The 24,000-nt window shown below is 69.6% G+C and carries 21 protein-coding genes; 11 read left to right on the top strand and 10 right to left on the bottom strand.

Going from position 1 to position 24,000, the window contains the following annotated elements; translation table 11 throughout:
• Positions 1–410 precede the first annotated feature (410 nt).
• Both AAHM41_RS09395 and AAHM41_RS09390 read left to right on the top strand, forming a co-directional pair.
• A complete protein-coding gene (locus tag AAHM41_RS09395; protein WP_342236268.1) occupies positions 411–1,232 on the top strand; it encodes a DUF7380 domain-containing protein in 822 nt (273 codons plus the stop codon).
• 754 nt (positions 1,233–1,986) lie between these two features.
• The gene (locus AAHM41_RS09390) at positions 1,987–2,829 is read left to right on the top strand and encodes a hypothetical protein (RefSeq protein ID WP_342236267.1); all 843 of its coding nucleotides are present in this window, start codon (positions 1,987–1,989) and stop codon (positions 2,827–2,829) included.
• Between the two features lie 317 nt (positions 2,830–3,146).
• Here the strand turns inward: AAHM41_RS09390 and AAHM41_RS09385 are convergent, their stop codons facing one another.
• From AAHM41_RS09385 to AAHM41_RS09350, 8 genes are all read right to left on the bottom strand, one after another.
• Positions 3,147–4,142 carry a Gfo/Idh/MocA family protein gene (locus AAHM41_RS09385; protein WP_342236266.1) on the bottom strand — a complete coding sequence of 332 codons (996 nt, stop codon included), beginning with the start codon at positions 4,140–4,142 and terminating at the stop codon, positions 3,147–3,149.
• Positions 4,139–5,023, bottom strand: coding sequence for a sugar phosphate isomerase/epimerase family protein (locus AAHM41_RS09380; RefSeq protein ID WP_342236265.1), 885 nt, complete (start codon positions 5,021–5,023; stop codon positions 4,139–4,141). Before AAHM41_RS09380 ends, AAHM41_RS09385 begins: the two co-directional genes overlap by 4 nt.
• A 29-nt stretch (positions 5,024–5,052) precedes the next feature.
• The gene (locus AAHM41_RS09375; protein WP_342236264.1) at positions 5,053–5,889 is read right to left on the bottom strand and encodes a carbohydrate ABC transporter permease; all 837 of its coding nucleotides are present in this window, start codon (positions 5,887–5,889) and stop codon (positions 5,053–5,055) included.
• Positions 5,889–6,806 carry a carbohydrate ABC transporter permease gene (locus AAHM41_RS09370; protein WP_342236263.1) on the bottom strand — a complete coding sequence of 306 codons (918 nt, stop codon included), beginning with the start codon at positions 6,804–6,806 and terminating at the stop codon, positions 5,889–5,891. The genes AAHM41_RS09375 and AAHM41_RS09370 overlap by 1 nt, the downstream gene beginning before the upstream one ends.
• A 16-nt stretch (positions 6,807–6,822) precedes the next feature.
• A complete protein-coding gene (locus AAHM41_RS09365) occupies positions 6,823–8,037 on the bottom strand; it encodes an ABC transporter substrate-binding protein (protein ID WP_342236262.1) in 1,215 nt (404 codons plus the stop codon).
• Between the two features lie 17 nt (positions 8,038–8,054).
• Positions 8,055–9,008, bottom strand: a complete 954-nt coding sequence (locus tag AAHM41_RS09360; RefSeq protein ID WP_342236261.1) for an alpha/beta hydrolase fold domain-containing protein — start codon at positions 9,006–9,008, stop codon at positions 8,055–8,057.
• Positions 9,005–9,694: a GntR family transcriptional regulator gene (locus AAHM41_RS09355; protein ID WP_342236260.1), complete on the bottom strand. Its 690-nt coding sequence runs from the start codon at positions 9,692–9,694 to the stop codon at positions 9,005–9,007. The genes AAHM41_RS09360 and AAHM41_RS09355 overlap by 4 nt, the downstream gene beginning before the upstream one ends.
• Before the next feature lie 85 nt (positions 9,695–9,779).
• Positions 9,780–10,538 (bottom strand): IclR family transcriptional regulator, encoded by a 759-nt coding sequence (locus tag AAHM41_RS09350; protein WP_342236259.1) that lies wholly within the window; start codon positions 10,536–10,538, stop codon positions 9,780–9,782.
• 156 nt (positions 10,539–10,694) lie between these two features.
• Here AAHM41_RS09350 and AAHM41_RS09345 point away from each other — a divergent pair, with 156 nt between their 5' ends.
• The 9 genes from AAHM41_RS09345 (at position 10,695) to AAHM41_RS09305 (ending at position 21,943) form a co-directional block, all read left to right on the top strand.
• Positions 10,695–11,759 carry a succinylglutamate desuccinylase/aspartoacylase family protein gene (locus AAHM41_RS09345; RefSeq protein ID WP_342236258.1) on the top strand — a complete coding sequence of 355 codons (1,065 nt, stop codon included), beginning with the start codon at positions 10,695–10,697 and terminating at the stop codon, positions 11,757–11,759.
• The gene (locus tag AAHM41_RS09340) at positions 11,756–12,697 is read left to right on the top strand and encodes a threonine ammonia-lyase (protein ID WP_342236257.1); all 942 of its coding nucleotides are present in this window, start codon (positions 11,756–11,758) and stop codon (positions 12,695–12,697) included. The genes AAHM41_RS09345 and AAHM41_RS09340 overlap by 4 nt, the downstream gene beginning before the upstream one ends.
• Positions 12,698–12,783: 86 nt before the next feature.
• Complete coding sequence (locus tag AAHM41_RS09335; protein ID WP_342236256.1) at positions 12,784–13,800, top strand: sugar ABC transporter substrate-binding protein; 1,017 nt, start codon at positions 12,784–12,786, stop codon at positions 13,798–13,800.
• Between the two features lie 29 nt (positions 13,801–13,829).
• Positions 13,830–16,403 (top strand): ATP-binding cassette domain-containing protein, encoded by a 2,574-nt coding sequence (locus AAHM41_RS09330; protein WP_342236255.1) that lies wholly within the window; start codon positions 13,830–13,832, stop codon positions 16,401–16,403.
• Positions 16,400–17,416: a Gfo/Idh/MocA family protein gene (locus AAHM41_RS09325; protein ID WP_342236254.1), complete on the top strand. Its 1,017-nt coding sequence runs from the start codon at positions 16,400–16,402 to the stop codon at positions 17,414–17,416. The genes AAHM41_RS09330 and AAHM41_RS09325 overlap by 4 nt, the downstream gene beginning before the upstream one ends.
• Complete coding sequence (locus AAHM41_RS09320) at positions 17,416–18,390, top strand: ABC transporter permease (protein WP_342236253.1); 975 nt, start codon at positions 17,416–17,418, stop codon at positions 18,388–18,390. Before AAHM41_RS09325 ends, AAHM41_RS09320 begins: the two co-directional genes overlap by 1 nt.
• Positions 18,387–19,187 carry a creatininase family protein gene (locus AAHM41_RS09315; RefSeq protein WP_342236252.1) on the top strand — a complete coding sequence of 267 codons (801 nt, stop codon included), beginning with the start codon at positions 18,387–18,389 and terminating at the stop codon, positions 19,185–19,187. The genes AAHM41_RS09320 and AAHM41_RS09315 overlap by 4 nt, the downstream gene beginning before the upstream one ends.
• Positions 19,184–20,674 (top strand): aldehyde dehydrogenase family protein, encoded by a 1,491-nt coding sequence (locus AAHM41_RS09310; RefSeq protein ID WP_342236251.1) that lies wholly within the window; start codon positions 19,184–19,186, stop codon positions 20,672–20,674. The genes AAHM41_RS09315 and AAHM41_RS09310 overlap by 4 nt, the downstream gene beginning before the upstream one ends.
• Before the next feature lie 36 nt (positions 20,675–20,710).
• A complete protein-coding gene (locus tag AAHM41_RS09305; protein WP_342236250.1) occupies positions 20,711–21,943 on the top strand; it encodes a mandelate racemase/muconate lactonizing enzyme family protein in 1,233 nt (410 codons plus the stop codon).
• 10 nt (positions 21,944–21,953) lie between these two features.
• On the opposite strand, the gene AAHM41_RS09300 is transcribed toward AAHM41_RS09305, so the two are convergent.
• Together AAHM41_RS09300 and AAHM41_RS09295 are read right to left on the bottom strand one after the other, a co-directional pair.
• Positions 21,954–22,784, bottom strand: coding sequence for a phosphoenolpyruvate hydrolase family protein (locus AAHM41_RS09300; protein WP_342236249.1), 831 nt, complete (start codon positions 22,782–22,784; stop codon positions 21,954–21,956).
• Between the two features lie 10 nt (positions 22,785–22,794).
• Positions 22,795–23,991 (bottom strand): Tm-1-like ATP-binding domain-containing protein, encoded by a 1,197-nt coding sequence (locus tag AAHM41_RS09295; RefSeq protein ID WP_342236248.1) that lies wholly within the window; start codon positions 23,989–23,991, stop codon positions 22,795–22,797.
• Between the last annotated feature and the right edge of the window lie 9 nt (positions 23,992–24,000).

The raw sequence follows: 24,000 nt of genomic DNA, 5'->3' as shown, positions 1-24,000 counted from the left end.
GCCCCCGCGCTTTTTTACCCCCCCCCCCCCTTGGGGGGGGGGGGGCAGGGGAGGGGTCTGCGCGCGTCCGCGCGCGAATGGGCAAAGAACCCCGACGCTGGCGGATAGATCCAGGGTCCAGGCCAGTTCGAGCTGAGAAAACCCCCTCCCCCTTTCAGCCTTCGATCACCCATGTCACCCCAATTTTTCTGTCTCAGTCCAGGGGTGCAGTCCAGGCCTGGGAGGGTCTGATTCATTTGGCAAGCAGAAGCCAGCCGTCGTAAGGTCGAGAATGGTTTCAAAGCCACATTTTCGCCTCGTCCGCGGTTGATAGACCCTGCAATTTCCTGCCTCGGCGGGAGCGAATTTCGCACACGACGTAATTCTGTAATATCGATAAAGTTCAATTTCATTGATAATAGGTACATACGATGGGAAAAGACAAAGGAGATGCTGGAATTCAGCAAGAGATAGAAGAAAAACCTCTTTGGCTGCAAGCAACGGTTGACGATATCCTGGATCTCGATTTTGAGGGGCCCATTGCGGATAACGACTTGGCGGATTGTCGCGATCTGAGTCGAGCGTATTTTGACGCATCAAAGTTGCACGAGAACCTGGATGATGAATTGGCGGCTCCTGCTGCTAGGGTATTTGCAATGCTCTCGGCCGTGACTGATTTTCACTTTAAGCCTGAGGATCGTCATGCGCCCTACGGCGCGAAGATGGTCGTTGGTGACACGCGGTCGTCAATACCGGAAGACTTTCGCGGAGGTTCGCTTGCGGTCCTGGCCGATGCTGCGGCACGGACGAAGAATGTTGTCCTGAGGGCCCGTCTTAGCGACGTATGCTGGCTTCTTGAGCGCAAGCGGTACGGCTTGGGAAAGGCCGCAGTCGAGTCATACGTGGAGATTGTCGAACGTCTCGGCTCGGGTCAGCTCAAAGAGTACTCTGACCCAGATGATGACCCTATGCTGGGGTTGGTAGCTCGCGACTCGCTTCGTCGCGCTCTGACCATTAGCCGCACCGTTGGTTGGGATAGTGATGAAGCTGTCGCCGCCCGCAAGCTCGTGCCGCTACTTCGAGATCGGGCCGGTAGGGGGAAAAATCCTGTTCCGGTGCTTTGGTTCTGCGAGATGGACCTGGACCTCAACGTTTCCGATCCCAGCCAGGTTGCGGCAGAAATCGAGGTGTTCTTGCAGAATGCAGGGCCTAAATCTGCCTCCCACGTAGTCTTCGCGGGGGCATCTTTGTGACGGGCGAAGTGCAGGTGGCACGGCAAATTATCGTGGATCGTTTCTATGTCGGCCAAGACATATTCGAATCACTGCTCCGGCACAGCCCATTTGTGCCTCATGATTTGTGGGGGACTTATAGTCGAGGCTTTACGCGTTTCTTCCAGGGGGACTTTGTTAGCGCTCTCTACATCCTTACGCCGTTGCTGGAGAACTCACTCCGCCATGTCCTGAAGACCAGAGGGCACGATGTCACTACGTTCGATGATGCAAAGCAAACCCAGGAAGATCGAACAATTTCGGCTCTCTTCGAACAAATGCGCCCAGAGTTGGGATGAGACTTTCGGCAAAGCCATCACGGCCGATATTGATAATGTGTTTCTATCAAAGCCGGGCCCGAGCCTTCGCCATGCGTTGGCACACGGCCTTCTCAACGATGGCAGCCCATACAGTGCGGACGCGATATATGCATGCTGGCTCATCTTTCGTCTGTGTTGCATTCCGCTGTTCCAGCAGCATGAGCACATAGAGCTACCGTCTTAATAGGTCTGCGGCGGGAGGCGTCCGCAATAGCTGAAAATGGTCAGCGGTTGCCCGTCTGTGAGAAATTGCAGCGACAGTGCACATTTTGACGTGGCTCTGATGAGCGAAGCAGATCGGTGAGCCAGCCGCGCACCCGCCGGCCGGCCCGAATGCGCAACCAAACTGGTTCCGCCAAATCAGTAAACACAATGTTCATTGCGCTCGCCTGCGCGACTCGTTCATGATACGTTCCATGAAGGAGATCCCCGCCGATTTCGACGTTCAGGCCTATGGCCGCGGCTGCACGCTGCAGCAGTGCGAGATGCTCACGCGCCTGGCCGAGATCGGCATGCAGCTGGCCGAGACGGCCGGCGCCCGCGCCCTCGCCGCCCAGGCCGCCGAAGCCCAGCCCAAGGCTGCGGCTGCGCCGGCCGAGGCGCCGGCCGCAGACCCAGGTCTCGCCTTCGCCCGCTATGCCCATCTGGTGCGCCAGACCCTGGCCCAGCGCGCCCGCGCCGTGCAGGATCTCTGCACCCGCGACGGCGGCCGCGAGGCTCGCCGCGCCCGTCACCGGGAGGAGGTCGAGGACGTCATCGACCGCCTGATCGGGGCCGACCGCGGCACCGACCTCGCCCGCTCCGCCGCCCTCAGGGAACCGTACTGCGAGGCGATGGCCAACCTCTATTTCGACAAGGACGACCCGGTCGAGGACCGCCCGGTCTCGTCGGTCGTGGCCGGGCTGGTCTGCGGCCTCGGCCTGGTCCGGCAATGGCGCCGCTACCAGCCGCGCTACGAGAATGGCCGCCCGGGCCTGCCGGCCGGCAGCCCGGAAGAGATCCGGGCCGAGCGCGACAGCCGCCGGGCCGCGGTCGTCGCCATGGTCGAAGAGGCCATCGACGAGTGCGCCGACCCCGCCCGGATCGCCGACCTCAAGGCCGGGCTGGCGGCGCGACTGCAGGAGCCCGACATCGACACGCTGCTCGACACCGCGAGCACCGAGAAGGCCACGGTCCGCCTCTGCCGCTCCCTCGCCATCGACCTCCACTCCAACATCTGCCTCGAGAACGGCCCCGAGGCCCTGCTCGACAGCAGCTGAGCGCCGCCGCCGCTCAAGCGAGACCTTTTCAAAATAGCTGACGCCCGTTCCTTTTCTTGTCCCGCCTCCCCTTGCGGGAGGGGGGCAGGGGGAGGGGCTGCGCGCGTCCGCGCGCGAACGGGCAGAGAACAGGCCCCTCGGTCAGAGCCGGATCGCCAGAGTCCAGGCCAGTCTTGACGGCGAAAACCCCCTCCCCCTATCCCCCTCCCGCGAGGGGAGGGGGGACTCCATTTCTCTTTCGGCCGATGCCTTTTCTGGCCCCCAAAAATGGCCCAAGAGACATTCTGAAAAGGTCGCTCAAGCCGGATGGAGCAGCCTTACCCCTCGACCTGCCGCCGCAGCGTCTCCAGGTGCCGCATCGCGGTGACGCCGTCGCGGATCGTCGGGGCGTCGTCGGCCGCCTCGCCGCGGAAGGCCTTCAGCGTCACCTCCAGCAAAGCGTGGTAGCCCTTCACGTCCTCGTTGGCGGCGGCGGTGAAGTTGGGCGACCAGGTCAGCGCGTCCTCGCCGCCGGACAGGGTGGCGCCGAGGTCATGGGTCTTGAAGGCCGGGTCGCGGTAATAGGTCACGTCGATGACGTTGCGCACCTCCAGCCGGCGGTGGTCGCCCATGATCTGGACGAACTCCATCGGCGTGCCGCGCGACTGCACCGTGCCCATGACCACGGTGCCGATGGCGCCGCTGTCGAAGCCCAGCGCGATGTGCATCAGCAGCCGCCCCGGGCCGTTCTCGACCTTGCGGGCCGAGATCTCGCGGATCGGCGAGGCCGCCAGGAAGGCCGGCAGGTCCATGTAGTGGACGCAGTGGTGCAGGAAGAATCCCGAATAGTCGACCGCGCCGCGGAAATAGGTCGGCGCCGTCATGTAGGAGCCGTAGAAGCCCAGCACCGGGCCGAACTCGCCGCCGCGGACGATGTTGCCGGCGATGCGGTTGCCGATCGACCAGCGCTTCATGAAGCCGAGCACCAGCGGCTTGCCGGCGCGCTCCGATGCCGCCAGCAGCTCCTCGGCCTGGGCGAGATTGCCGCCGGGCGGCTTCTCCATGAACACCGGCAGCCCCTTGGCCAAAGCGGCGAGGCCGATGGCGTGGTGCGCCGCCGGGCCGACCGCCATGCCGACCGCGTCCAGCCCGGGATGGGCCAAGAGGTCGCGGTGGTCGGCATAGGTCGCGCCAACGCCGAACTGGCGGGCGGCGCGGGCCAGGGCGGCGGCGTCGACATCGCACAGCGCCGCCAGCTCGACGTCGTGCCGCGTCAGCTGCGGCAGCAGCATCTGGCTCGCATGGGTGCCGCAGCCGATCCAGCCGATCTTCATCGCCGATATCCCCCCATCGCCAGCGCGCCGCGCAGCAGGGCCAGGCTCTGCGTCAGCTTCGCGGTCTCGTCCTCATGCGGCGGCCGCCACTGCGCGATCGGCACGCCGAAGCGGTCGTCGTCGCGGCGGAACGGCTCGACCGAGATCGGCCCTTCATAGCCGGCATCGGCCAGCGCCCGCGCCACCGCCACCCAGTCGGTGGCGCCGGTGCCGACGAAGCCGCGATGGTTCTCATTGGCCTGGAAATGGACGAAGCGGTCGCCGGCCAGGCGGATCGCTTCGGCGATGTCCGCCTCCTCCATATGCATGTGGAAGGTGTCGAGCATCAGCCGCACCTCCGGCCGGCCGACCCGGTCGATCAGCTCCAGCCCCTGGCGCGTGGTGCACAGGATGTCGGTCTCGAACCGGTTCAGTGGCTCGACCGCCAGCACCACCCCATGGTCGCGGGCGGCGTCGGCGGCCCGGCGCAGCCCGTCGACGCACCAGTCCTGCCGGCGCAGGCGCAGATCCTCCGGCACCGGCGCCGGCGGCCGGCCGGCGAAGACCAGCGGGTTGCCGTAGAGCGGGCCGCCGACGATGCGGGCGCCGAGCTGTTCGGCGCAGTCGGCGGCATAGCGCAGGTAGTCGACCCCGGCCTCTCGCGCGCTGGCATCGTCGCCGGTCAGGTTGCGCTGCAGGTTGACCCGGGCGGCGAGGACGACGGACAGGCCGGCGCCGGCCAGCGCCCTTCGGGTCTCGGCGAGGTCGAGCTCGCCCGGCTCCGGCACCAGGAGCTCGATGAAGTCGTAGCCCATGGCGCGGATCCGCTCGAACCAGCCGAAATGCTCGGCGGTGAAGGGGCGCGCGACCTGCATGGAGATCAGGCCGATCGGGTTCGGCATGGAGGGGGTCACTTTCGGTCGAGGGTCGGTCATCCCTTCACGGCGCCTTGGGTCAGGCCGCCGATCAGGCGTTTCTGGACGAGCAGGAACAGGATGGTGGCGGGCAGGGCGCCGACCACGCCGCCGGCGGTCAAGAGGCCCCATTCGATCTGGTACTCGCCGATCAGGGTCTGGATCGCGACGGTCATGGTGCGGACGCTGCGGCCGCCCAGCGTCAGGGCGTAGAGATATTCGTTCCAGGCGGTGATGAAGATGTAGATGCCGGTCGCCACCAGGCCGGGGCCGCACAGCGGCAGGATCACCCGCCACAGCGCGCCGAGCCGCGAGCAGCCGTCGGTCATCGCCGCCTCGTCGAGGCTCTTCGGGATGGCGTCGATGTAGCTCGTCATCATCCAGATGGCGAAGGGGATGGCGACGGTGGCGTTGGCGATGATCAGCGCGATGTGGGAGTCGAGCAGCCCCAGCCGCCGCATCAGCACGAACAGCGGCAGGATCAAGAGCACGACCGGGAACATGTTGATGACCAGGAACTGGAGCATCAGCAGCCGGCGCCCGGCGAAGCGGAAGCGCGAGAAGGCATAGGCGGCGGTGACGCTCAGCGTCAGCCCGACCGCGACCGTGCCCAGCGCCACGATCAGGCTGTGGCCCATGTTCAGGAGGAAGCTGGTGCGGCCGAACAGCCGCTCGTAGCTGGCGGTGGTCCAGGCCGACGGGTCGGCGGCGACGCCGCGGCCGACGATGTCGTCCGGCGGCGTCAGCGAGGTCAGCGCCATCCACAGATAGGGGCCCAGCGCGAAGACCGCGATCAGCAGCATCGGCAGGTGGATCAGGGCGGCCCGGCGCCAGGGGGAGCTGCGGGTGACCATCAGTCCATGGCCCTCGTGGTGCGCCGCAGATAGACCAGGACGAAGCCGGCGAGCAGCAGGGTGAAGATCACCGCCAGGGCCGAGCCGTAGCCGAAATCGAGATTGGTCCGGGCCTTGATGAAGGCATAGAGCGGCAGGGTGTGGGTGGCGTAGCCCGGGCCGCCGCCGGTCATGACGAAGATGACGTCGATCGAGTTGGCGACCCAGATCAGCCGCAGCAGCGCCGCGGTCGCGATCACCCCGGCGATCGAGGGCAGGGTGATGCGCCAGAACTGCTGCCAGGGCGTGGCGCCGTCGATCGCCGCGGCCTCGTACAGGTCGCGCGGCACCGCCTGCAGCCCGGCCAGGATCATCACCGCGAAGAACGGGAAGCCCTGCCAGGTCAGGGTCAGGATGATGGCATAGAGCGAGGTGCCGGGATCGGCCAGCCAGGGGAAGGCGCCCTGCAGCATGCCCAGGCGCACCAGCACGTCGTTCAGCACCCCGGCGTTGGGGTCGTAGATCCAGCGCCACATCAGGGCGATGACGACGCTGGGCAAGGCCCAGGGGATGATGACCACCGCCCGGGCCAGCGGCCGCCACCAGAAGCGCTGGTTCAGCAGCAGCGCGGTGACGAGGCCGAGCAGCAGCTGGGCCGGGACCGTGATCCCGACCCAGAGCGCGGTGTGCTGCAGCGAGGTCCAGAACACCGGGTCGGCCAGCGCCTTGGCGAAGTTGCCCAGCCCGGCGAAGGGCATCTGGGTCGGCCGGAACAGCACGAAGTCGTGCAGGCTCAGCACCAGCGCCTGCAGCATCGGCAGGAACACGATCAGCAGCGTGACCAGCACCGCCGGGCTCAGCAGCACATAGGGCAGGATCCGGGTCCGCGCCTTGCCGCGGGCCGTAGCCCTCCGTGCCGTCGCCAGGGTCATCGACATCGATCCCGTCCTCGCCTCAAGGGGCGTAGAGCTGCTCGATCTCCTGCATCATCTGCTCCGGCGTGATCTCGCCGGTCAGGGCCCGCTGCATCGCCGCCGGCCACACGGTGTTGACGAAATCCGCGGTCTGCGAGACAGCCGGCAGGCTGTGGGCGAAGGGCAGGGAGTGCACCGTGGCGTCGACGAAGCGCTTCTCGTGCAGCGTCCAGTTCGCCGCGCCGCTCTTGGTCACCGGCAGCTGGCCGGTCGCCTTGTTGAACTCGACATTGGCGTCGCCGCTGGCCAGGAAGGCGATCCATTTCCAGGCCGCGTCCTTGTCCTCGGCCGAGGACAGCACGGCCAGGGATTCGTCGCCATAGGAGGTCCAGCGGCCGCCGTTGCACTCCGGCACCGGCACGGCCGAGACCTTGTCGCCCAGCGCCTTCACCATGCCGGCGGAGGAACCGATGTGGTGGATCGTCATCGCCGTGCGGCCCTGCTGGAAGGCGGCGATGATCTCCTGGAACCCGTCATTCGGGGCCGAGGGCGGGAACAGCTTCTGGTTGCGGTAGAGATCGACCAGCCAATTGTTGGCGGCGACCACCTGCTGGCTGGTCAGCCCGCCCTTCTCGAACTTGGCGCCGGCCGACAGCACGAAGGGTCCCCAATGGTCATAGCCGCCCTTGCCGCCGCGGAAGCCGAAGCCCCAGATGTCCGGCTGGCCGTCGCCATTGGTGTCGCGGGTCAGCGCCTTCGCCGCCTTGGCGAAGTCCTCGCAGGTCTTCGGCGGCTGCAGCCCGGCCTCGGCGAACAGATCGGCGCGGTAGTAGAGGTAGGAGACGACATACTGGACCGGCAGGTAGTACTGCTTGCCGTCCGGCCCGCTATTGATCTTCAGCAGGTCGTCCTGCAGGTCGGCCTTGCCGTCCCAGCCGGCGACGCGGTCGTCGATCGGCTCCAGCGCCCCCATCTCCACCAGCCGCGGCTGGGCGAACAGCTTCACCATCGCCGCGTCCGGCGCGTTGCCGCCGGCGATGGCGGTGTAGAGGTTGTCGTAATAGCTGTTCCAGGGGATGTTCTCGGCCTCGACCTTGATCCCCGGATTGGCCGCCTCGAACCTGGCGACCAGATCGGCCACCGGATTGTCCGGATTGTCGAAATGGTACCAGAAGCGGACCGTGCTCTCGGCCTGGGCCGTCCCGGCGGCCAGCGCCAGCAGCGCGGCCAGGGCCGCTCCTCGCATCTTCCTCATGACGTCTCCTCCTCCGTTTATGCGTTTTCGTTGAAGCGCCGGGCCCAGGCCCCGGCTTCGGCGAAGGCTGTTCGGGCCTCCGCCAGCGCGCCCGTCATCTGCATGAAGCCGTGGATGACGCCGCGATGCACCCGCGCCGGATCGGCCCGGCCCAGCGCCCGCAGCCGGGCCCCGAGCGCCAGCGTGTCGCCGAGCAGCGGGTCGAGCCCGGCGGCGTTGAGATAGAGCGGCGGCAGCGCCGCCAGCGCGGCGTCCGATGCGGCCAGCGGCGAGACCGTCGGCTCTCCCCAGGTGGCGGGATCGGGCGCATACCAGTCGCGGTACCGGATCATCTTCGCGGTGGTCAGCCCGTAGCCGCCGGGACCGAAGCGCCGATGGGACTCGGTGTCGTGGTCGACGGCATAGACGCCGTAGAACAGCAGCCCGAACTCCGGCGACCGCCGGCCGGCGTCCTGCTCGCGGAGCATCAGCGCCAGCGCCAGGTTGGCGCCGGCGGAATCGCCCGAGACGCCGACCGGGCCGGACAGGCCAAGCACCTCCGGCAGCGCCCGCCAGGCCGCCACGGCATCGTCTAGCCCGGCGGGGTAGGGGTGTTCCGGCGCCAGGCGGTAATCGATGCCGATCACCGCCATGCCCGTCGCCTCGGCCAGGCAGCGCATCGCCCGGTCATGGGTGTCGAGGCTGCAGAAGGCCCAGCCGCCGCCATGGATGTAGAGGATCGCGCCGCGCGCCGATGGCGGCCGGAACAGCCGGGCCGGGCGGGGGGCGATGCCGCCGGGCAGCGTCAGCTCGGCCGTCTCCATCGGTGGCAGGTCCCGGTTCCAGCGGGCATTGCCCGCCTCCGCCTGCGCCCGGCCTTCTGCGGCCGGCAGCGTCATCGGGTCCGGCAGGTGCCCGTCCTCGGCGGCCAGCCGGGCCATGATCGCCGCCATCTCCGGGTTCGGGGCGTCGTCCGGATCGAAGCCGGTCATGCCGTGCGGCCCTCCGCGGCCGTGCCGAAGATCGACGGGCCGACATCGACGATGGTCTCGATGTGATGGCCGATGGCGGCGACGGCCGCGGCCTCGTCGCGCGCCGTCAGCGCCTCGACGATGGTCCAGTGCCGCCGGGCGGTGGCCATCAGGTCGCGCCGCTCGCCGCTGCGAGTGATCTTGAAGCGGTGGTTGTGCAGGATGCAGCGGTGCAGCAGCGGCTCGACCGCCGGCAGGCCGGCGGCCCGGAACAGCCGTCGGTGGAAGGCGCGGTCCAGCTCGGTCTGGCCGTATTCGTCGCCGGCCAGCGCCTTCGCCTCCATGCCCTCGATCAGGGCGGTCAGGTCCGGCAGCAAGGCGGGGTCAGGGCGGCGCAAGGCGCGGACGATGCCGCGGGTCTCGATGCCGTGGCGCAGCCGGAACATCTCGACCGCCTCGTCCTCGGTGCAGTCGGCGACCCGCGTGCCCCGGTGCGGCAGACGATGCACCAGCCCTTCCTCCTGCAGCGCCAGCAGCGCCTCGCGCACCGTGCCCTGGCTGCACTGGAAGCGCTGCGCCAGCTCCAGCTCGAGCAGGGCCACGCCGGGCTCGACCTCGCCCAGCATGATCATGCGCTTGAGGCCGTCGAAGACCTCCGCGCTCTTGCCGGGCCGCATGCCGTCCTGCGCGATGGCGAGCATCTGCATCCCTGACTCGAATTATCGATATTGATAACGATATCGATAATTCAGCGATGCGCAAGCCCGTATCACAACGCCGCGCCGGCCGCCGTCAGGCCGCGGCCTGGCTGATTATGGCGCAAGCGCGCTTCAGAGCATCGAGGGCGTCCATCAGCCGGGCCTCCTGGCCGTGGCGCTTGATGCAGGTGATGATGATGCTGGCGACGGCATGGCCGCCGCGGTCGAGGATCGGGCAGCAGATGTCGGTCAGGCCGACGAAGTCCCGGCTCTCATGCAGCTCGAAGCCGCGGCCGCGGATGCCGTCCAGCGATGCCCGCAGCTCCTCCTCGGTCACCCGGCCCTGGGCCTGCGGCAGGCTCTCGCGGATCAGTCGCTGCTGCACCTCCGGCGGCTGGAAGGCGACGATCACCTGGCCGGAGGTGGCGTCCACCGCCGGCCGGTTGAAGCCGAGATTGAGGGTGAAGCTGATGTCCGGCTCGCCGGAGACCGAGGCCAGCACCACCGTTCGCCCGCGATACAGCACCACCAGATGGGCGGAATGGCCGGTCTCTGCCGCCAGCGCGTTCATCACCGGCACCGCCTCGGTCACCAGGTTGCGCACCCGCGGCGTGCGCAGCCCCAGCGAGAACAGCCGGTTGGTCAGGGTCAGGTCGTCGCTGGCCGGATCGCGGGCGAGGTAGTCCCGCTCCAGCAGCACCATCACCATGCGGAAGATCTCGCTCTTCGACCGGCCCAGCTCGTCGGCGATCCGGGTCAGCGACAGCGGCTCGTCCCGGCTGGCCAGCAGCTCCAGGATGTCCAGGCCCTTCTCCAGCGCCGGCGCCGAATAGGCCGCCTTCTTCTCCGTCACCTTCAACCCCCAAGCGATCCCGAGCGAGTCCGGGGCGGGACTGTATCGCCGCCGCCGGCGTTCCGATGAATGTTTTATATATGATGTTGACACCATCAGCAAAACAACCCTAGCGTTCTCCCAACGGCGGCCGAGACTGCCCGCAGGAGGCGCAGCGTGGAAAGCATCGAGACCGTGGCGGTGGGATCGAGCAGAGCCGGGCCGACGGTGCGGCGCAGCACGGCGTTCACCGACATCGACTTCGACAAGCCAGGCCGGCAGGTCGGCTTCTTCCACATCCCGCAATCGCCGGACGACGACGCCTGGGGCACGGTGCGCATCCCGCTGGCGGTGATCGCCAACGGTACCGGCCCGACCGTGATCCTCGAGGGCGGCAACCACGGCGACGAGTACGAGGGGCCGATCACCCTCGGCGAGATCATCCGCGACCTCGACCCCGGCACGATCCAGGGGCGGCTGATCCTGATCCCGGCGATCAACCTGCCGGCGGTGGTGGCGGGCAAGCGCACCTCGCCGGTCGACGGGCTGAACTTCAACCGCACCTTTCCGGGCGACCCGGCCGGCACCATCACCCGGCAGATCTCGGCCTATGTGCAGGACGTGCTGCTGCCGCGCGGCGACGCCTTCCTCGACCTCCATTCCGGCGGCTCGTCGCTCGACATCCTGCCCAGCGCGATCGTCGAGCCGGCGGCCGACTCGGCGCATCAGCGGCGCAACATCGACGCCGCGCTGGCCTTCGACGCGCCGATCACCGTGGTGGTCGACAATCTGGGCGAGCCGCGCACCGCCACCGCCGCCGCCGTCGCCGCCGGGCTGACCGTGGTCGGCACCGAGATGGCGGGGGCGGGGACGGTGTCGCTCGACGCGCTCGACATCTGCCGCCGCGGCGTGCGCAGCGTGCTGGCCCATCTCGGCGTGCTCGACCCGTCCTTCGCCGCGCCACGCCGCGCCGATCCGAAGGTCTATGAGGTGACGGGTGCCGCCTCCTACGTCCTCGCCGGCGACGACGGGGTGTTCGAGCCCCACCACCGCAACGGCGCGGAGGTGCGGGCCGGGCAGCCGGCAGGACGCATCCATTTCCTACACGATCCTGGCCGTGCGCCGGCCGAGCTGCGCTACGGCGCCGACGGCATCGTCTATGCCCGCCGCCAGCCGGGACGGGTGCGGCCGGGCAATTGCTGCCTGGTCGTCGCCTCGCCCTATCGCGGGAGCCTCGGATGATCGGGCTGCACGACATCGAGGCGGCCGCCGACCGGATCCGCGGCCATGTCCGGCGCACCCCGCTGGTCCGCGCCGACCAACTGCTGCAGGCGCCGGCGGCGGCGCCGCTGTGGCTCAAGCTGGAATGCCTGCAGGTCACCGGCTCGTTCAAGGCGCGCGGCGCGACCAACCGGCTGCTGGCCGCCGATCCGGCGACGCTGGCCCGCGGCATCGTCACCGCCTCCGGCGGCAATCACGGCTTGGCCGTGGCGCGGGCCGGGCATCTCGCCCGGGCGAGGACCACCGTCTTCCTGCCCGGCAACGCGTCGCCAGCCAAGCGCGCCAAGCTGGCCGGCTGGGGCGCCGAGGTCCGGATCGAAGGCTCGGTGTGGGACGAATCCGACCGCGCCGCCCGCGCTTTTGCCGAGGAGGCCGGCGCCGTCTATTTCCACCCCTTCGCCGATCCGGAGGTCGTCGCCGGCCAGGGCACGGTGGCGCTGGAGATTGCCGAGGACCTGCCCGAAGCCAGCCTGTTCCTGATCGCGATCGGCGGCGGCGGCCTGGCCGCCGGCATGGCGACGGCGATCCGTGCGCTCCAGCCGAAGGCGCGGATCGTCGGCATCGAGCCGGTCGGCTCCCCGACCCTGCGCGCCAGCCTTGACGCGGGTCAGGTGGTGACGCTGGACGCCGTCACCACGGCGGTGCCGACCATGGCCTGTGGCCGCACCGATCCGCGCATCTTCGACATCATCCGCGACACCGTCGACGAGGTGGTGCTGATCGAGGACCGGGACATGGAGCGCGCGGCACGCTGGCTGTGGTTCGAGCTCGGCCTCGCCGCCGATCTCAGCGGCGCCGCCTCGGTCGCGGCGCTGCAATCCGGCCGGGTGGTGCCGCGCGACGACGAAATCGTGTGCGGCTTGGTCTGTGGCGCGGGAACGGACGGCCTCGCCGCCTGAACGCGGGGCCCGGGGGCAAAGCCCGGAGGGCTGTGCCCTCCCAACAAGAACAATGCAAACCGAGGCTTCACAGGAGGACAAGAGCAATGATCAAGCATGTGCTGTCGGGCGTGGCCCTCACCCTGGCCCTGTCGGGCCTCGCATCCGCCGCCGAGCCGGTGCTCGGCCTCGCCGCCATCGACCTGCAGAACTCCTTCTTCGTGCGGATGAAGGAGGCGGGCGACACCGCGGCCACGGATTACGGCGTCAAGACGACCTGGCAGAGCGCCGAGGGCAGCCTGGAGAAGCAGGTCGCCATCATCGAGAACTTCATCAACCAGAAGGTCGACGCGATCCTGGTCGACCCGCTGGACAAGAACGCCCTGCTGCCGGTGATCAAAAAGGCCGAGGCCTCCAAGATCCCGGTGATCACCATGGGCAACAAGGTCGAGGGCGGCTGGAACACATCGACCCTGTATCCGGATCAGGAGAACATGTCGATGGTGGCCCGGGCGCTGGGCCAGACCCTGGGCGGCGAAGGCGAGGTCGGCCTCCTGGTCGGCACCCGCGGCAACTTCGTCTCCGACACCCGCGAGAAGGCCTTCACCGAGACCCTGGCCAAGGAGTTCCCGAACATCAAGCTGGTCGGCATCCAGCCCACCGGCTGGGATTCGGCCAAGGCCACCGACGCGGCCCAGACCTGGCTGACCACCTATCCGGACCTGAAAGCGGTGGGCTGCATCTCGGACTCCATGTGCCTGGCCGCCAGCGCCGTGGCCCAGGCGATGGACCGCAAGCTGCTCTATGCCGGCTATGACGGCGACGAGGAGATGCATCCGCTGCTCGAGGACGGGTCGATGGTGATGGATGTCCTGACCGGCGCCTACCGCGTCGGCTACTGGAACATCGCCGTCGCGGCGCGGCTGGCCAAGGGCGAGGCGATGCCCAAGGACCTGTACATGCCGACCTATTTCGTCACCTCCGACGCCACCGCCCAGGCGCTGGCCGGCAAGGGGCTGAAGGTCGAGCACATCACCCCCGAGGCCGCGACCACGGCGGCCAAGGCCTATACCGAGCAGCTGGGGCCGAAGCTGCCGGCCTCCGCCATGACCGTCGGGAAGTGATGGGAGAGGCGAAGGGCAGAGAGCGGGCCATGCCTCCGAAACCGGCGGATGCTGCCGCGGCGCGGCGCCTGTCGCTGGCCGGCGCGGGCTTCGGCAACGACCTGGTGCTGGCCGGGCTGATCCTGCTGGTGCTGGTCGGCTTCGGCCTCGCCGGGCCCGGCTTCCTGTCCTTCGCCAACCTCGTCTCGATCGGCCAGCAGACGGCGGTGATCGCCATCGTCGGCTTCGCCATGACCGCAGTGATCATCGCCCGCGGCATCGACATCTCGGTCGGCAGCACCCTGGCGATCGCCGGCATCGTCGCCGGCCAGGCCTATGCCGCCACCGGGTCGCCGCTGCTCGGCATCCTGGCGGCGCTGGCCGCGGGCGCCGCCATCGGGCTGGTCAACGGCCTCTTGATCAGCGCCGTCGGCATCAGCCCATTCATCGCCACCCTGGCGACGCTGGCGGCGGGGAAGGGCGCGGCGCTCAGCCTGTCCGGCGCCTCCAGCATCCCGGTCGACAGCCCCGCCTTGCTGTGGGCCGGCAGCGCCGACATCCTCGGTGTCCCGGCCTCGCTGCTGCTGGCGGCCCTGCTGCTCGCCTGCTGGTGGGGGCTGCTGCATCGCACGGTGCTCGGCCGCTGGATCTTCGCGGTCGGCGGCAATGCCGGGGCGGCCCGGGCCTCGCTGATCCCGGTCCGCACCGTGCAGACCCTGACCTATGTCCTGGCCGGCATGTCGGCCGGGCTCGGCGCCGTGGTCATCATCGGCCGCCTCGGCTCGGCCCAGCCGCTGGCCGGCACCGGCCTCGAATTCGCGGCGATCACCGCCGCCATCGTCGGCGGCACCAAGCTGTCGGGCGGCGAGGGCAGCGTCACCGGCACGGCGCTGGGCGCGCTGCTGCTCGGCGCCATCAACACCGGCCTGTCCTTCCTGCAGGTGCCGCAGCAGGCGATCTACATCGTCACCGGCGGGCTGGTGCTGTTTGCGGTGCTGCTGAGCCAGCGTGACCGGCTGGCCGCGACCGTGGCGAAGTGGCGCCGCCGCAGCCGCGCCGCCCATACGGCGGAGGAGGCGGCCCAGGCCGTGCCGCGCCGGCTGGACCGGCACGAGCTGCGCATCGTCGGCCTCGGCAAGCTCTTCCCCGGCGTCAAGGCGCTGGAGGGCGTGGCCTTCGACATCCGCGCCGGCGAGGTGGTGGCGCTGGCGGGCGAGAACGGCGCCGGCAAGTCGACCTTGGTCAAGTGCCTGTCCGGCGTGCACCAGCCGGACGAGGGCGGGCTGATCCTGGACGGAAGGCCGGTGCGGCTGCGCACCCCGGCCGAGGCGGCGGCCGCCGGCATCGCCGTGATCCACCAGCATTTCAGCCTGGTGCCCGACCTGACCGTGGCCGAGAATCTGTTCCTGGGGCGCGAGCCCGGCATCATCGCCCTGCGCCGGGCCGAGATGCGGCGCAAGGCGCAGGAGGTGATCGACCAGTTCGGTCTCGGCCTCCGGCCCGACGTCCGGGTCGGCACCCTCACCGTCGGCCAGCGCCAGATGGTCGAGATCGCCAAGTCGATGCTGTCCGAGGCCTGGCTGGTGATCATGGACGAGCCGACCAGCGCCCTGTCGACCCGCGAGCGTGATCGGCTCTACGAGCTGATCGGCCGGATGAAGGGGATCGGCTGCGCCATCCTCTACATCTCGCACAAGATGGAGGAGATCTTCACCCTGGCCGACCGCGCCGTGGTGCTGCGCGACGGCCGATTCGTCGGCGACCGCGCGATCCGCGACCTCGACGAGCCGGCTCTGATCGGGATGATGGTCGGCCGCGACATCGGCAATGTCTTCCCGCACCGGCCGGTGCCGCGTGGCGAGCTGCTGGTGGCGGTCGAGGACATCGCCGATAGCGGGCTGCTGCGCTCGGCCAGCCTGACCGTGCATGCCGGCGAGGTGGTGGCGCTGGCCGGGCTGATGGGCAGCGGCCGGTCCGAGGTGATGCGCTGCATCGCCGGCCTGTCCGCCCATCGCGCCGGCACGATCCGGATCGGCGGCGCCGACCTGCCGGCCGGCGATTCCCGTCGGGCCAATGCGCTGGGCGTCGCCTATGTGCCTGAGGACCGGCATCTCGAAGGCTTCGTCGGGCCGATGTCGGTCCAGGACAATGTCACCCTGGCCTGGATCCGCACCAGATCCGCGCTGGGCCTGGTGCGGCCTTCGGCCCTGGCGGCCGAGGCCGGGCGGCTGATCCGGCAGCTCGGCGTCCGGCCGCCCGATCCGCGCAAGCGCGTCGGGGATCTCTCCGGCGGTAACCAGCAGAAGGTGGTGATCGGCAAATGGCTGGCCACCCGCCCGCGGGTGCTGCTGCTGGACGAGCCGACGCGCGGCGTCGATGTCGGCGCGAAGTCGGAGCTGCACGCTTTGATCGCCGAGCTGAAGGCGCAGGGCGCCGGGATCCTGATGGTGTCGAGCGAGCTGCCCGAGGTGCTGGGCGTCGCCGACCGCATCGTGGTGATGCATGAGGGCCGCACCGCCGGCGAGCTGCCGCGCGGCGCGACCGAGACCGAGGTGATGGCACTGGCCTTCGGCCGCAGCGCCGAGGCGCAACGCCTGACGAGACAGGAGAGGGTAGCGGGATGAGCAGGATGAGATTGGCCATCGTCGGCGCCGGCTTCATGGGGCAGTTCCACGCCCAGGCGATCGCCGGGCTGGAGACGGCGACCCTGTCGGCGATCATCGACTTGTCGGCGGAGCTCGGCCGGAAGACCGCCGACCAGTACGGCGCCCGGCACTTCCCCGACATCGATGCGGCGCTAGCCGCCGATGCCTCCGACGCCTATGTCGTGGCGCTGCCGGACGCGCTGCACCGCGACGTCACCTGCGCCCTGCTGGAGGCCGGCAAGCCGGTGCTGGTCGAGAAGCCGATGGCGCACACGCTGGAGGCGGCGCAGGCCATGGCGGCGGCGGAGAAGAAGGGCGGCCGCCTGCTGGTGGCCCATATCCTGCGCTTCGACCCGCGCTACGTGCAGGCGGCGGAGGCGGTGCGGGCCGGCAAGATCGGCGACCCGATCCACGCCTCGTCCGGCCGGTTCACGGTGCGCGACATCGGCACCCGCATGAACGGGTCCTCCAGCGTCTGCTTCTATCTCGGCGTGCACGATGTCGACGCGCTGCAATGGATCAGCGGCGCCGACGTCACCCGGGTTTATTCACGCGCCGTCTCGAAGCTGATGCCCAGCCTCGGAATCCGGTCCGAGGACGCCATCTTCACCACCTGCGACATGTCGAACGGCATGGTCGGCCAGCTCTATTTCGGCTGGTCGCTGCCGAGCGACATCCCGACCGGCATCTGGGCCCGGACCGAGGTGGTCGGCACCAAGGGCGTGGTCGACCTCGACGTCCGCGACCATGGCCTGCGGGTGCTGTCGAGCGGCGCCTGGAGCCTGCCGGACGGGCTGCACTGGCCGACCGTCAACGGCCGGATCATGGGCGATTTGTACGAGGAGCTGCGCCACTTCGTGCAGGCGGTGCGCGAGGACAAGCCCTTCGTCATCTCGCTGCCCGAGGCGCTGCGCGCCGTCGCGGTCAACGACGCGATCCGGCGCAGCGTCGCCAGCGGCCAGCCCGAGGCGGTCGCCGACTGGCGCGGCTGATGGACACCCGCCACCCCTGGCTCCGCTGTGCCCTCGACCTCGCGCCGCTCTTGCTGCTGATCCTGCTGGTGGCGGCGTTCGGCCTGATCGATGCGCGGGTGGTGACGCCCGACAGCCTGCGCAACGTGCTGGCCCAGGCCACGCCGGTGGCACTGCTCGGGCTCGGCGCCTTCGTGGTGCTGCTGACCGGGGGCATCGACCTCTCGGCCGGGGTGGTGGTCGCCTTCTGCAGCGTGGTGATGGCCGGGCGGCTGGATGCGGGCGACCCGCTGGCCCTGGCGCTCCTGGCCGGCCTCGCCACCATGGCGCTGCTGGGGCTGCTGAACGGCCTGCTGGTCGGCTATCTCCGCGTGCCGCCCTTCGTCGTCACCCTGGCCACCATGGTGGCGGTGCAGGGGGCGACGCTGTGGGCGGCGCAGAAGGGCGTGTTGATCCTGAAAAGCCCGACGCTGAAAGACATCGGCATCGGCCAGACGGCCGGGGTGCCGAACTCGGTGCTGCTGGTCGGGCTGATCGCCATCGGCGCCTGGGGACTGATGCGCTGGACCCGCTTCGGCCTGCGCACCTACGCCATCGGCTCCGACCCCGCCGCGGCGCAGCTGGCCGGCGTGCCGCTGCCGCGGCAGCAGCTGCTGACCTATGTCGTCGCCGCCATCTTCACCTTCCTGACCGCGGTGCTGATGATCAGCCGCGTGCCGGTGGTCACCCCCAATCTCGGCGGCACGCCGCTGCTGCTCGATGCCATCGCCGCGGCGGTGCTGGGCGGCACCAGCATCTTCGGCGGCCGCGGCACGGTGTTCGGCGTGGTGATCGGCGCCGTCATCGTCAGCCTCCTGACCAATGCCCTGCGCGTCTTCGGCGTGGACCCCTCCAGCATCGATCTGTTCAAGGGCGCGATCATCGTCCTGGCGCTGATCGCCGATGCCGGGATCCGGATGCTGCGCCTGCGCCTCGATGAAGGACGTATCGGATGAGTTCACCCCCGTTCACGCCCGGCCCCGGCCGCCTGGCCTGGAGCCCGTCGCCGGAGCTCGGCGACCTCGGCAAGGCCCGCGGCGCCGTGCTGGTGCCGACCGGCGCGGTCGAGCAGCACGGGCCGCACCTCGCCACCGGCGTCGACATCTGGCTGGCCACCGCGGTGGCGCTCGGCGTCGCCGGCCGCGACCCGTCGATCCGGGTGGCGGAGCCGATCTCCTACGGCTCCTCGGCGCATCATCTGGCGTTCCCGGGCACGATCAGCCTGCGGCCGTCGACCTTCATCGCCATCGTCGTCGATGTCTGCCGGTCGCTGGCTCGCGACGGCTTCTTCCCGATCGTGCTGAACGGCCATGGCGGCAACCGCGGCGCGCTGCAGGTGGCGGTGTCGGAGCTCGGCGCCGACGGGGTGCGCAGCGCCGCCTTCTCCTATTTCGACCTGATCCGCGAGGACGCCGCGGCGATCCTGCCCGATGCCGACCAGGGCTGCGGCCATGCCTGCGCGCTGGAGACCTCGCTGATGCTGCACCTGTTCCCCGGTTCGGCGCGGGCGGAGGCGATCCCGGCCGGCGGCACGCCGTCCTGCTGGCCCGACCCGCATCTCTATTCCCCCAGCCCGATCACGGTCTGGCGCGGTTTCGAAGAGATCAACCCGACCGGGGTGATCGGCCGCCCCTCCGACGCCACCGCCGAGGCCGGGGCGAAGCTGTACGAGGCCGCCGTCACCCGGTCGCAGGCGGCGGTGCTGCGCCTCCGCGACGGCTTCGCCGCCCTCCAACCGAGACCATCCCGATGAAGACGATCAAGGGCCTGAAGGTCACCACCGCGCCGTCCGGCGCCCCGGTCAGCCGCATGAGCATCGGCGGGCGCTGGGAGGAGGGATCCGGCGAATTCCTGGAGATCATCAGCCCGGCCACCGGGGCGGTGGTCGGCTTCGTTCCGCTCGGCACCCGCGCCGACGCGCAGCGGGCGATCGCCGCGGCGAATGCGGCCAGGCAGAAGATCGCCGGCCTGTCGGTGTGGGAGCGGGCGAAGCTCTGCTTCGCCGTCGCCGACGCGATCGAGAGCCGCAAGGAGGCGCTGGCCCGCACCCTGAGCCTCGAGCAGGGCAAGCCCTACCATGCCGAGGCGCTGGGCGAGGTCGGCGCCGCGGTCGCCGCCTTCCGCAACGCCGGCGAGCAGATCAAGTGGCTGGAGACGGCGTGCTTCCCGGTCGAGGACCGCAACAAGCGCGCCTTCAGCTTCCTGCAGCCCAAGGGCGTGTTCGGCATCGTCACGCCCTGGAACTTCCCGCTGGCGCTGCCGTCGATCTATTACCTCGCCCCCGGCCTCGCCACCGGCAACGCCATGGTCTGGGTGCCGGCGCCGACCACCTCGATCATCGCCGAGAAGCTGATGGAATGCCTGATCGAGGCCGGCGTGCCCGACGGCGTCGTCAACCTCGTGATCGGCGACGGGCCGGAGGTCGGCGACGAGGTGGTGTCGAACCCCGGCACCGACGCCGTCGCCTTCACCGGCAGCTCGGAGACCGGGCGGATCATCGCCGCCCGCGGCGCCGGCAAGCCGCTGATGATGGAGCTGGGCGGCAACGGCCCGAGCGTGGTGCTGGCCGATGCCGATCTCGACACCGCGGCGGCGCGGGTAGCGGCGGGCTGCTTCGCCAATGCCGGCCAGATCTGCACCTCGACCGAGCGCATCCTGGTGGCCGAGGCGGCGCATGACGCCTTCGTCGAGAAGCTGGTCGCGGCGGCCCGGGCCGTGCGGATGGGCGACCCGTTCGACCCCGCCACCACCATGGGCCCGCTGAACAACGAGCCGAATGCGCAGAAGGTCGATGCCCATCTGGCCGACGCCCGGCAGCGCGGCGCCTCGATCCTGTTCGGCGGCGGCCGGGCCGAGGGGCTGGCGACGCGGCTGCACTACCAGCCGACCGTGATCGCCGGCCTGTCGCCCGACAGCCTCTTGAATGTCGAGGAGACCTTCGGCCCGGTGGTGCCGGTGCTGCGCTTCCGCGACGAGGAGGAGGCGCACCGCATCGTCGCCAAGAGCCGGCTGGGCCTGTCCGCCGCGGTGTTCACCCAGACCATCCGCCACGCCTTCCGCTGGGCCGAGGCGCTGAAGGTCGGCATCGTCAACGTCAACGAGATGAGCCCGTATTGGGAGATGCACATCCCGGCCGGCGGCGCCGCCGGGACCGCCAGCGGCATCGGCCGCACCGGCGGCCGCCACACCCTGCTGGAGATGTCGGACCTGAAGACGGTGACGATCGATATCAGCCGGTGATCGGCGCATTGACACCGGGTCGGAGCCCGGGCCCAGATGCTGCTTGCCGGCGGCAGCAACTGGGCGATGACGATGAAGATCAGCAGGATCGAGACCATCCGGGTCAAGCAGCACCCCCAACTCTGCTGGGTCCAGGTCCATGGCGATGACGGGCTGGTCGGGCTGGGCGAGACCTTCTTCGGCGCGGCCGCGGTCGAGGCCTATCTGCACGAGACCGCGGCACCGCTGCTGCTCGGCCGGGACGCGCTGGCGATCGACCGGATCTCGCAGGCGCTGATCCCCTATGTCGGCTTCGCCTCGACCGGCGTCGAGATGCGCGGCAACTCGGCGGTCGACATCGCCCTGTGGGACCTGTTCGGCAAGGCCACCGGCCAACCGATCGCCCAGCTGCTCGGCGGCTTCACCCGCCAGGAGATCCGCACCTATAACACCTGCGCCGGCACCGCCTACATGAAGGAGGGTGGCCAGGCCGTCGCCAATTACGGGCTGGACAAGGATCCCACCCGCTATGCCGATCTCGACGCCTTCCTGACCCGCGCCGACGACCTCGCCGAGGATCTGCTCGGCGAGGGCATCACGGCGATGAAGATCTGGCCCTTCGACGTGGCGGCGGAGAAGACCGGCGGCCAGTACATCAGCGCCGAGGACCTCAAAGCCGCGCTGCAGCCCTTCGAGAAGATCCGCAGGCGGGTCGGCGACAAGATCGACATCATGGTCGAGTTCCACTCGATGTGGCAGCTGCTGCCGGCCATGCAGATCGCGCGTGCGCTCGCGCCCTACGGCACCTTCTGGCACGAAGACCCGATCCGGATGGACTCGCTGGCCGACCTGAAGCGCTACAGCGAGGCGTCGATCGCGCCGGTCTGCGCCTCGGAGACGCTGGCCACGCGCTGGCGCTTCCGCGACCTGCTGCAGACCGACGCGGCCGGCATCGTGATGCTCGACCTGTCCTGGTGCGGCGGCCTCTCCGAAGCCAGAAAGATCGCCGCCATGGCCGAGGCCTGGCGCCTGCCGGTGGCGCCGCATGATTGCACCGGGCCGGTGGTGCTGGCTGCCTCCACCCATCTGTCGCTGAACGCGACCAACGCGCTGGTGCAGGAGAGCGTCCGGGCCTTCTACCGCACCTGGTACCGCGACCTGGTCACCGCCGTGCCGGAGGTGACGAACGGCATGATCACCGTGCCGCCGGGGCCCGGGCTGGGCCTCGAGCTCAGCCCCGACCTCGACCGCCGCTTCACCGTCACCCGGCGCGTCAGCGCGGCGGAGTAGGCCTGGTCCGTCAGAACGAGACCTGCTTGAAGGCTCGGGTCTGGGCGGTGAGGGCCTGTTCGGTCGGCAGCCGTTCCATCGAGCTGGCGCCGTAGAAGCCGTGGCAGTGGCGGCAGCGCTGCAGGACGTAGGCCGCGTCCTCCGGCATCGCGATCGGGCCGCCATGGCACAGCACGATGATGTCCGGCCGCACCGCCAGCGCCGTCGCCGCCCACTCGTCGACCAGGGCGACGCAGTCGTCCAGGGTCTTGGCGGTCTCGGCGCCGATCGACCCGCCGGTGGTCAGGCCCATATGCGGCACGATGATGTCGGCCCCGGCCTCGGCCATCGCCACCGCCTCCGCGGCCGAGAACACATAGGGCGTGGTCAGCAGGTCCAGCGCATGGGCGCGGGCGATCATCTCGACCTCCAGGCCGTAGCCCATCCCGGTTTCCTCCAGGTTCTGGCGGAAGGTGCCGTCGATCAGGCCGACGGTCGGGAAATTCTGTACCCCGGCGAAGCCCATGGCCTTGAGCTGGCCGAGGAAATGGTCGGTGAGCAGGAACGGGTCGGTGCCGTTGACCCCGGCGATGACCGGAGTCCGCTTCACCACCGGCAGCACCTCGCGGGCCATCTCGACCACGATCTCGTTGGCATTGCCATAAGCCAGGAGGCCGGCCAGCGAGCCGCGGCCGGCCATGCGGTAGCGGCCGGAATTGTAGATCACGATCAGGTCGATGCCGCCGGCCTCCTCGCATTTGGCGGAGAGGCCGGTGCCGGCGCCGCCGCCGACGATCGGCTCGCGCCGTTCGACCATGTCGTGGAACTTGGCGAGAAGGTCGGCGCGGGCGAAACGGGTCATGGCGGCGTCCTCAGTGATGGGCAATCGACCGGAACTCGCGCACCAAGGCGGCCGCGAACTCCGGATCGTTGATGTGCAGCGGCAGCTCGATCAACTGCCGGTCGGCGGTCTGCCGCAAATCGCGGCGCAGCGCCTGGAACAGGGCCTTGTCGGCGGCCGGGTCGTGGAAGGGCTGGCCCGGCGCGTCGATGGCCGAGACGCCGCCGAGCGGCAGCAGGAAGCGCACCGGCCCGTCGCAGAGGTTGAGCCGCGCGGCGATCCAGGCGCCGATCGCCGCATTCTCCTCCGCCGTCGTCCGCATCAGCGTCACCTGGGCGTTGTGGACATGCAGGCGGCGGCCGCGGAATTTCTCCGGCACGGTCTCCATCGCCCCGAAATTCACCATGTCGGCAGCGCCGGTCGAGCCGACATAGGGCAGGCCGGTGCGGGCGATCGCGCCGAACCGGTCCTCGCTGCAGGCGAAGACGCCGCCGACCAGATAGTCCGCGACCTCGGTGGTGGTGGCGTCGATCACGCCGCGCAGGAAGCCGCCATCGGCCAGCTTCTCCATCGACTGGCCGCCGGTGCCGGTCGCGTGGAACACCAGGCAGTCATGGTCCCGCTCCAGCAGGCGGCGGATCTCGGTGACGCAGGGCGTGGTGACGCCGAACATTGTCATGCCGATCGCCGGCCGGTCGCCCACGCCGGACGCAGCCCGCCATGTCGCCATTCCGGCGACGGCATGGGCGGCATTGGCGATCACCCGCCGGCTGATCGCGTTCAGCCCGGCGATGTCGACCACCGAATGCATCATGGTGATGTCCGTCGCTCCGACATAGGGCGCGACATTGCCGGAGGCGACGGTCGACACCATCAGCTTCGGCAGGCCGACCGGCAAGGCGCGCAGCGCCGCCGTGACCAGCGCGGTGTTGCCGGTGCCGCCCAGCCCCAGCACGGCGTCGATGTCGTCGCGCGTCGCCAGGTAGCGCGTCAGCGCGGCCGCCATCGCCGTTACCGCCACGCCGCGGTCGGTGGCGCCGAGCACCGCGGCGGCGCCGTCCGGGTGGTGGCCGGCGACCTCGGCCGCCGATACGTCGGCCTCTTCGCCGCCGGCACGGGTGCCGACATCGACCAGCTGCGCCGCCACGCCGGCCGCCCGGATACAGTCGCGGGCATAGGCCAGCTCCGCCGCCTTCGTGTCGCAGGTCCCGATCACCAGCACCGCCATGTCTTTCCC

It is taken from the genome of Inquilinus sp. OTU3971 (genome assembly GCF_038440215.1).
The sequence above is the reverse complement of the archived record's forward strand: the minus strand, read 5'-3'. Positions and strand labels throughout refer to the sequence as shown.

Bases quoted from the DNA above. Each gene is read 5' to 3' on its own strand.
- AAHM41_RS09395 (WP_342236268.1), top strand. From the start codon at position 411: ATGGGAAAAGACAAAGGAGATGCTGGAATTCAGCAAGAGATAGAAGAA.
- AAHM41_RS09390 (WP_342236267.1), top strand. From the start codon at position 1,987: ATGAAGGAGATCCCCGCCGATTTCGACGTTCAGGCCTATGGCCGCGGC.
- AAHM41_RS09385 (WP_342236266.1), bottom strand. From the start codon at position 4,142: ATGAAGATCGGCTGGATCGGCTGCGGCACCCATGCGAGCCAGATGCTG.
- AAHM41_RS09380 (WP_342236265.1), bottom strand. From the start codon at position 5,023: ATGCCGAACCCGATCGGCCTGATCTCCATGCAGGTCGCGCGCCCCTTC.
- AAHM41_RS09375 (WP_342236264.1), bottom strand. From the start codon at position 5,889: ATGGTCACCCGCAGCTCCCCCTGGCGCCGGGCCGCCCTGATCCACCTG.
- AAHM41_RS09370 (WP_342236263.1), bottom strand. From the start codon at position 6,806: ATGTCGATGACCCTGGCGACGGCACGGAGGGCTACGGCCCGCGGCAAG.
- AAHM41_RS09365 (WP_342236262.1), bottom strand. From the start codon at position 8,037: ATGAGGAAGATGCGAGGAGCGGCCCTGGCCGCGCTGCTGGCGCTGGCC.
- AAHM41_RS09360 (WP_342236261.1), bottom strand. From the start codon at position 9,008: ATGACCGGCTTCGATCCGGACGACGCCCCGAACCCGGAGATGGCGGCG.
- AAHM41_RS09355 (WP_342236260.1), bottom strand. From the start codon at position 9,694: ATGCAGATGCTCGCCATCGCGCAGGACGGCATGCGGCCCGGCAAGAGC.
- AAHM41_RS09340 (WP_342236257.1), top strand. From the start codon at position 11,756: ATGATCGGGCTGCACGACATCGAGGCGGCCGCCGACCGGATCCGCGGC.
- AAHM41_RS09335 (WP_342236256.1), top strand. From the start codon at position 12,784: ATGATCAAGCATGTGCTGTCGGGCGTGGCCCTCACCCTGGCCCTGTCG.
- AAHM41_RS09330 (WP_342236255.1), top strand. From the start codon at position 13,830: ATGCCTCCGAAACCGGCGGATGCTGCCGCGGCGCGGCGCCTGTCGCTG.
- AAHM41_RS09325 (WP_342236254.1), top strand. From the start codon at position 16,400: ATGAGCAGGATGAGATTGGCCATCGTCGGCGCCGGCTTCATGGGGCAG.
- AAHM41_RS09320 (WP_342236253.1), top strand. From the start codon at position 17,416: ATGGACACCCGCCACCCCTGGCTCCGCTGTGCCCTCGACCTCGCGCCG.
- AAHM41_RS09315 (WP_342236252.1), top strand. From the start codon at position 18,387: ATGAGTTCACCCCCGTTCACGCCCGGCCCCGGCCGCCTGGCCTGGAGC.
- AAHM41_RS09310 (WP_342236251.1), top strand. From the start codon at position 19,184: ATGAAGACGATCAAGGGCCTGAAGGTCACCACCGCGCCGTCCGGCGCC.
- AAHM41_RS09305 (WP_342236250.1), top strand. From the start codon at position 20,711: ATGCTGCTTGCCGGCGGCAGCAACTGGGCGATGACGATGAAGATCAGC.
- AAHM41_RS09300 (WP_342236249.1), bottom strand. From the start codon at position 22,784: ATGACCCGTTTCGCCCGCGCCGACCTTCTCGCCAAGTTCCACGACATG.
- AAHM41_RS09295 (WP_342236248.1), bottom strand. From the start codon at position 23,991: ATGGCGGTGCTGGTGATCGGGACCTGCGACACGAAGGCGGCGGAGCTG.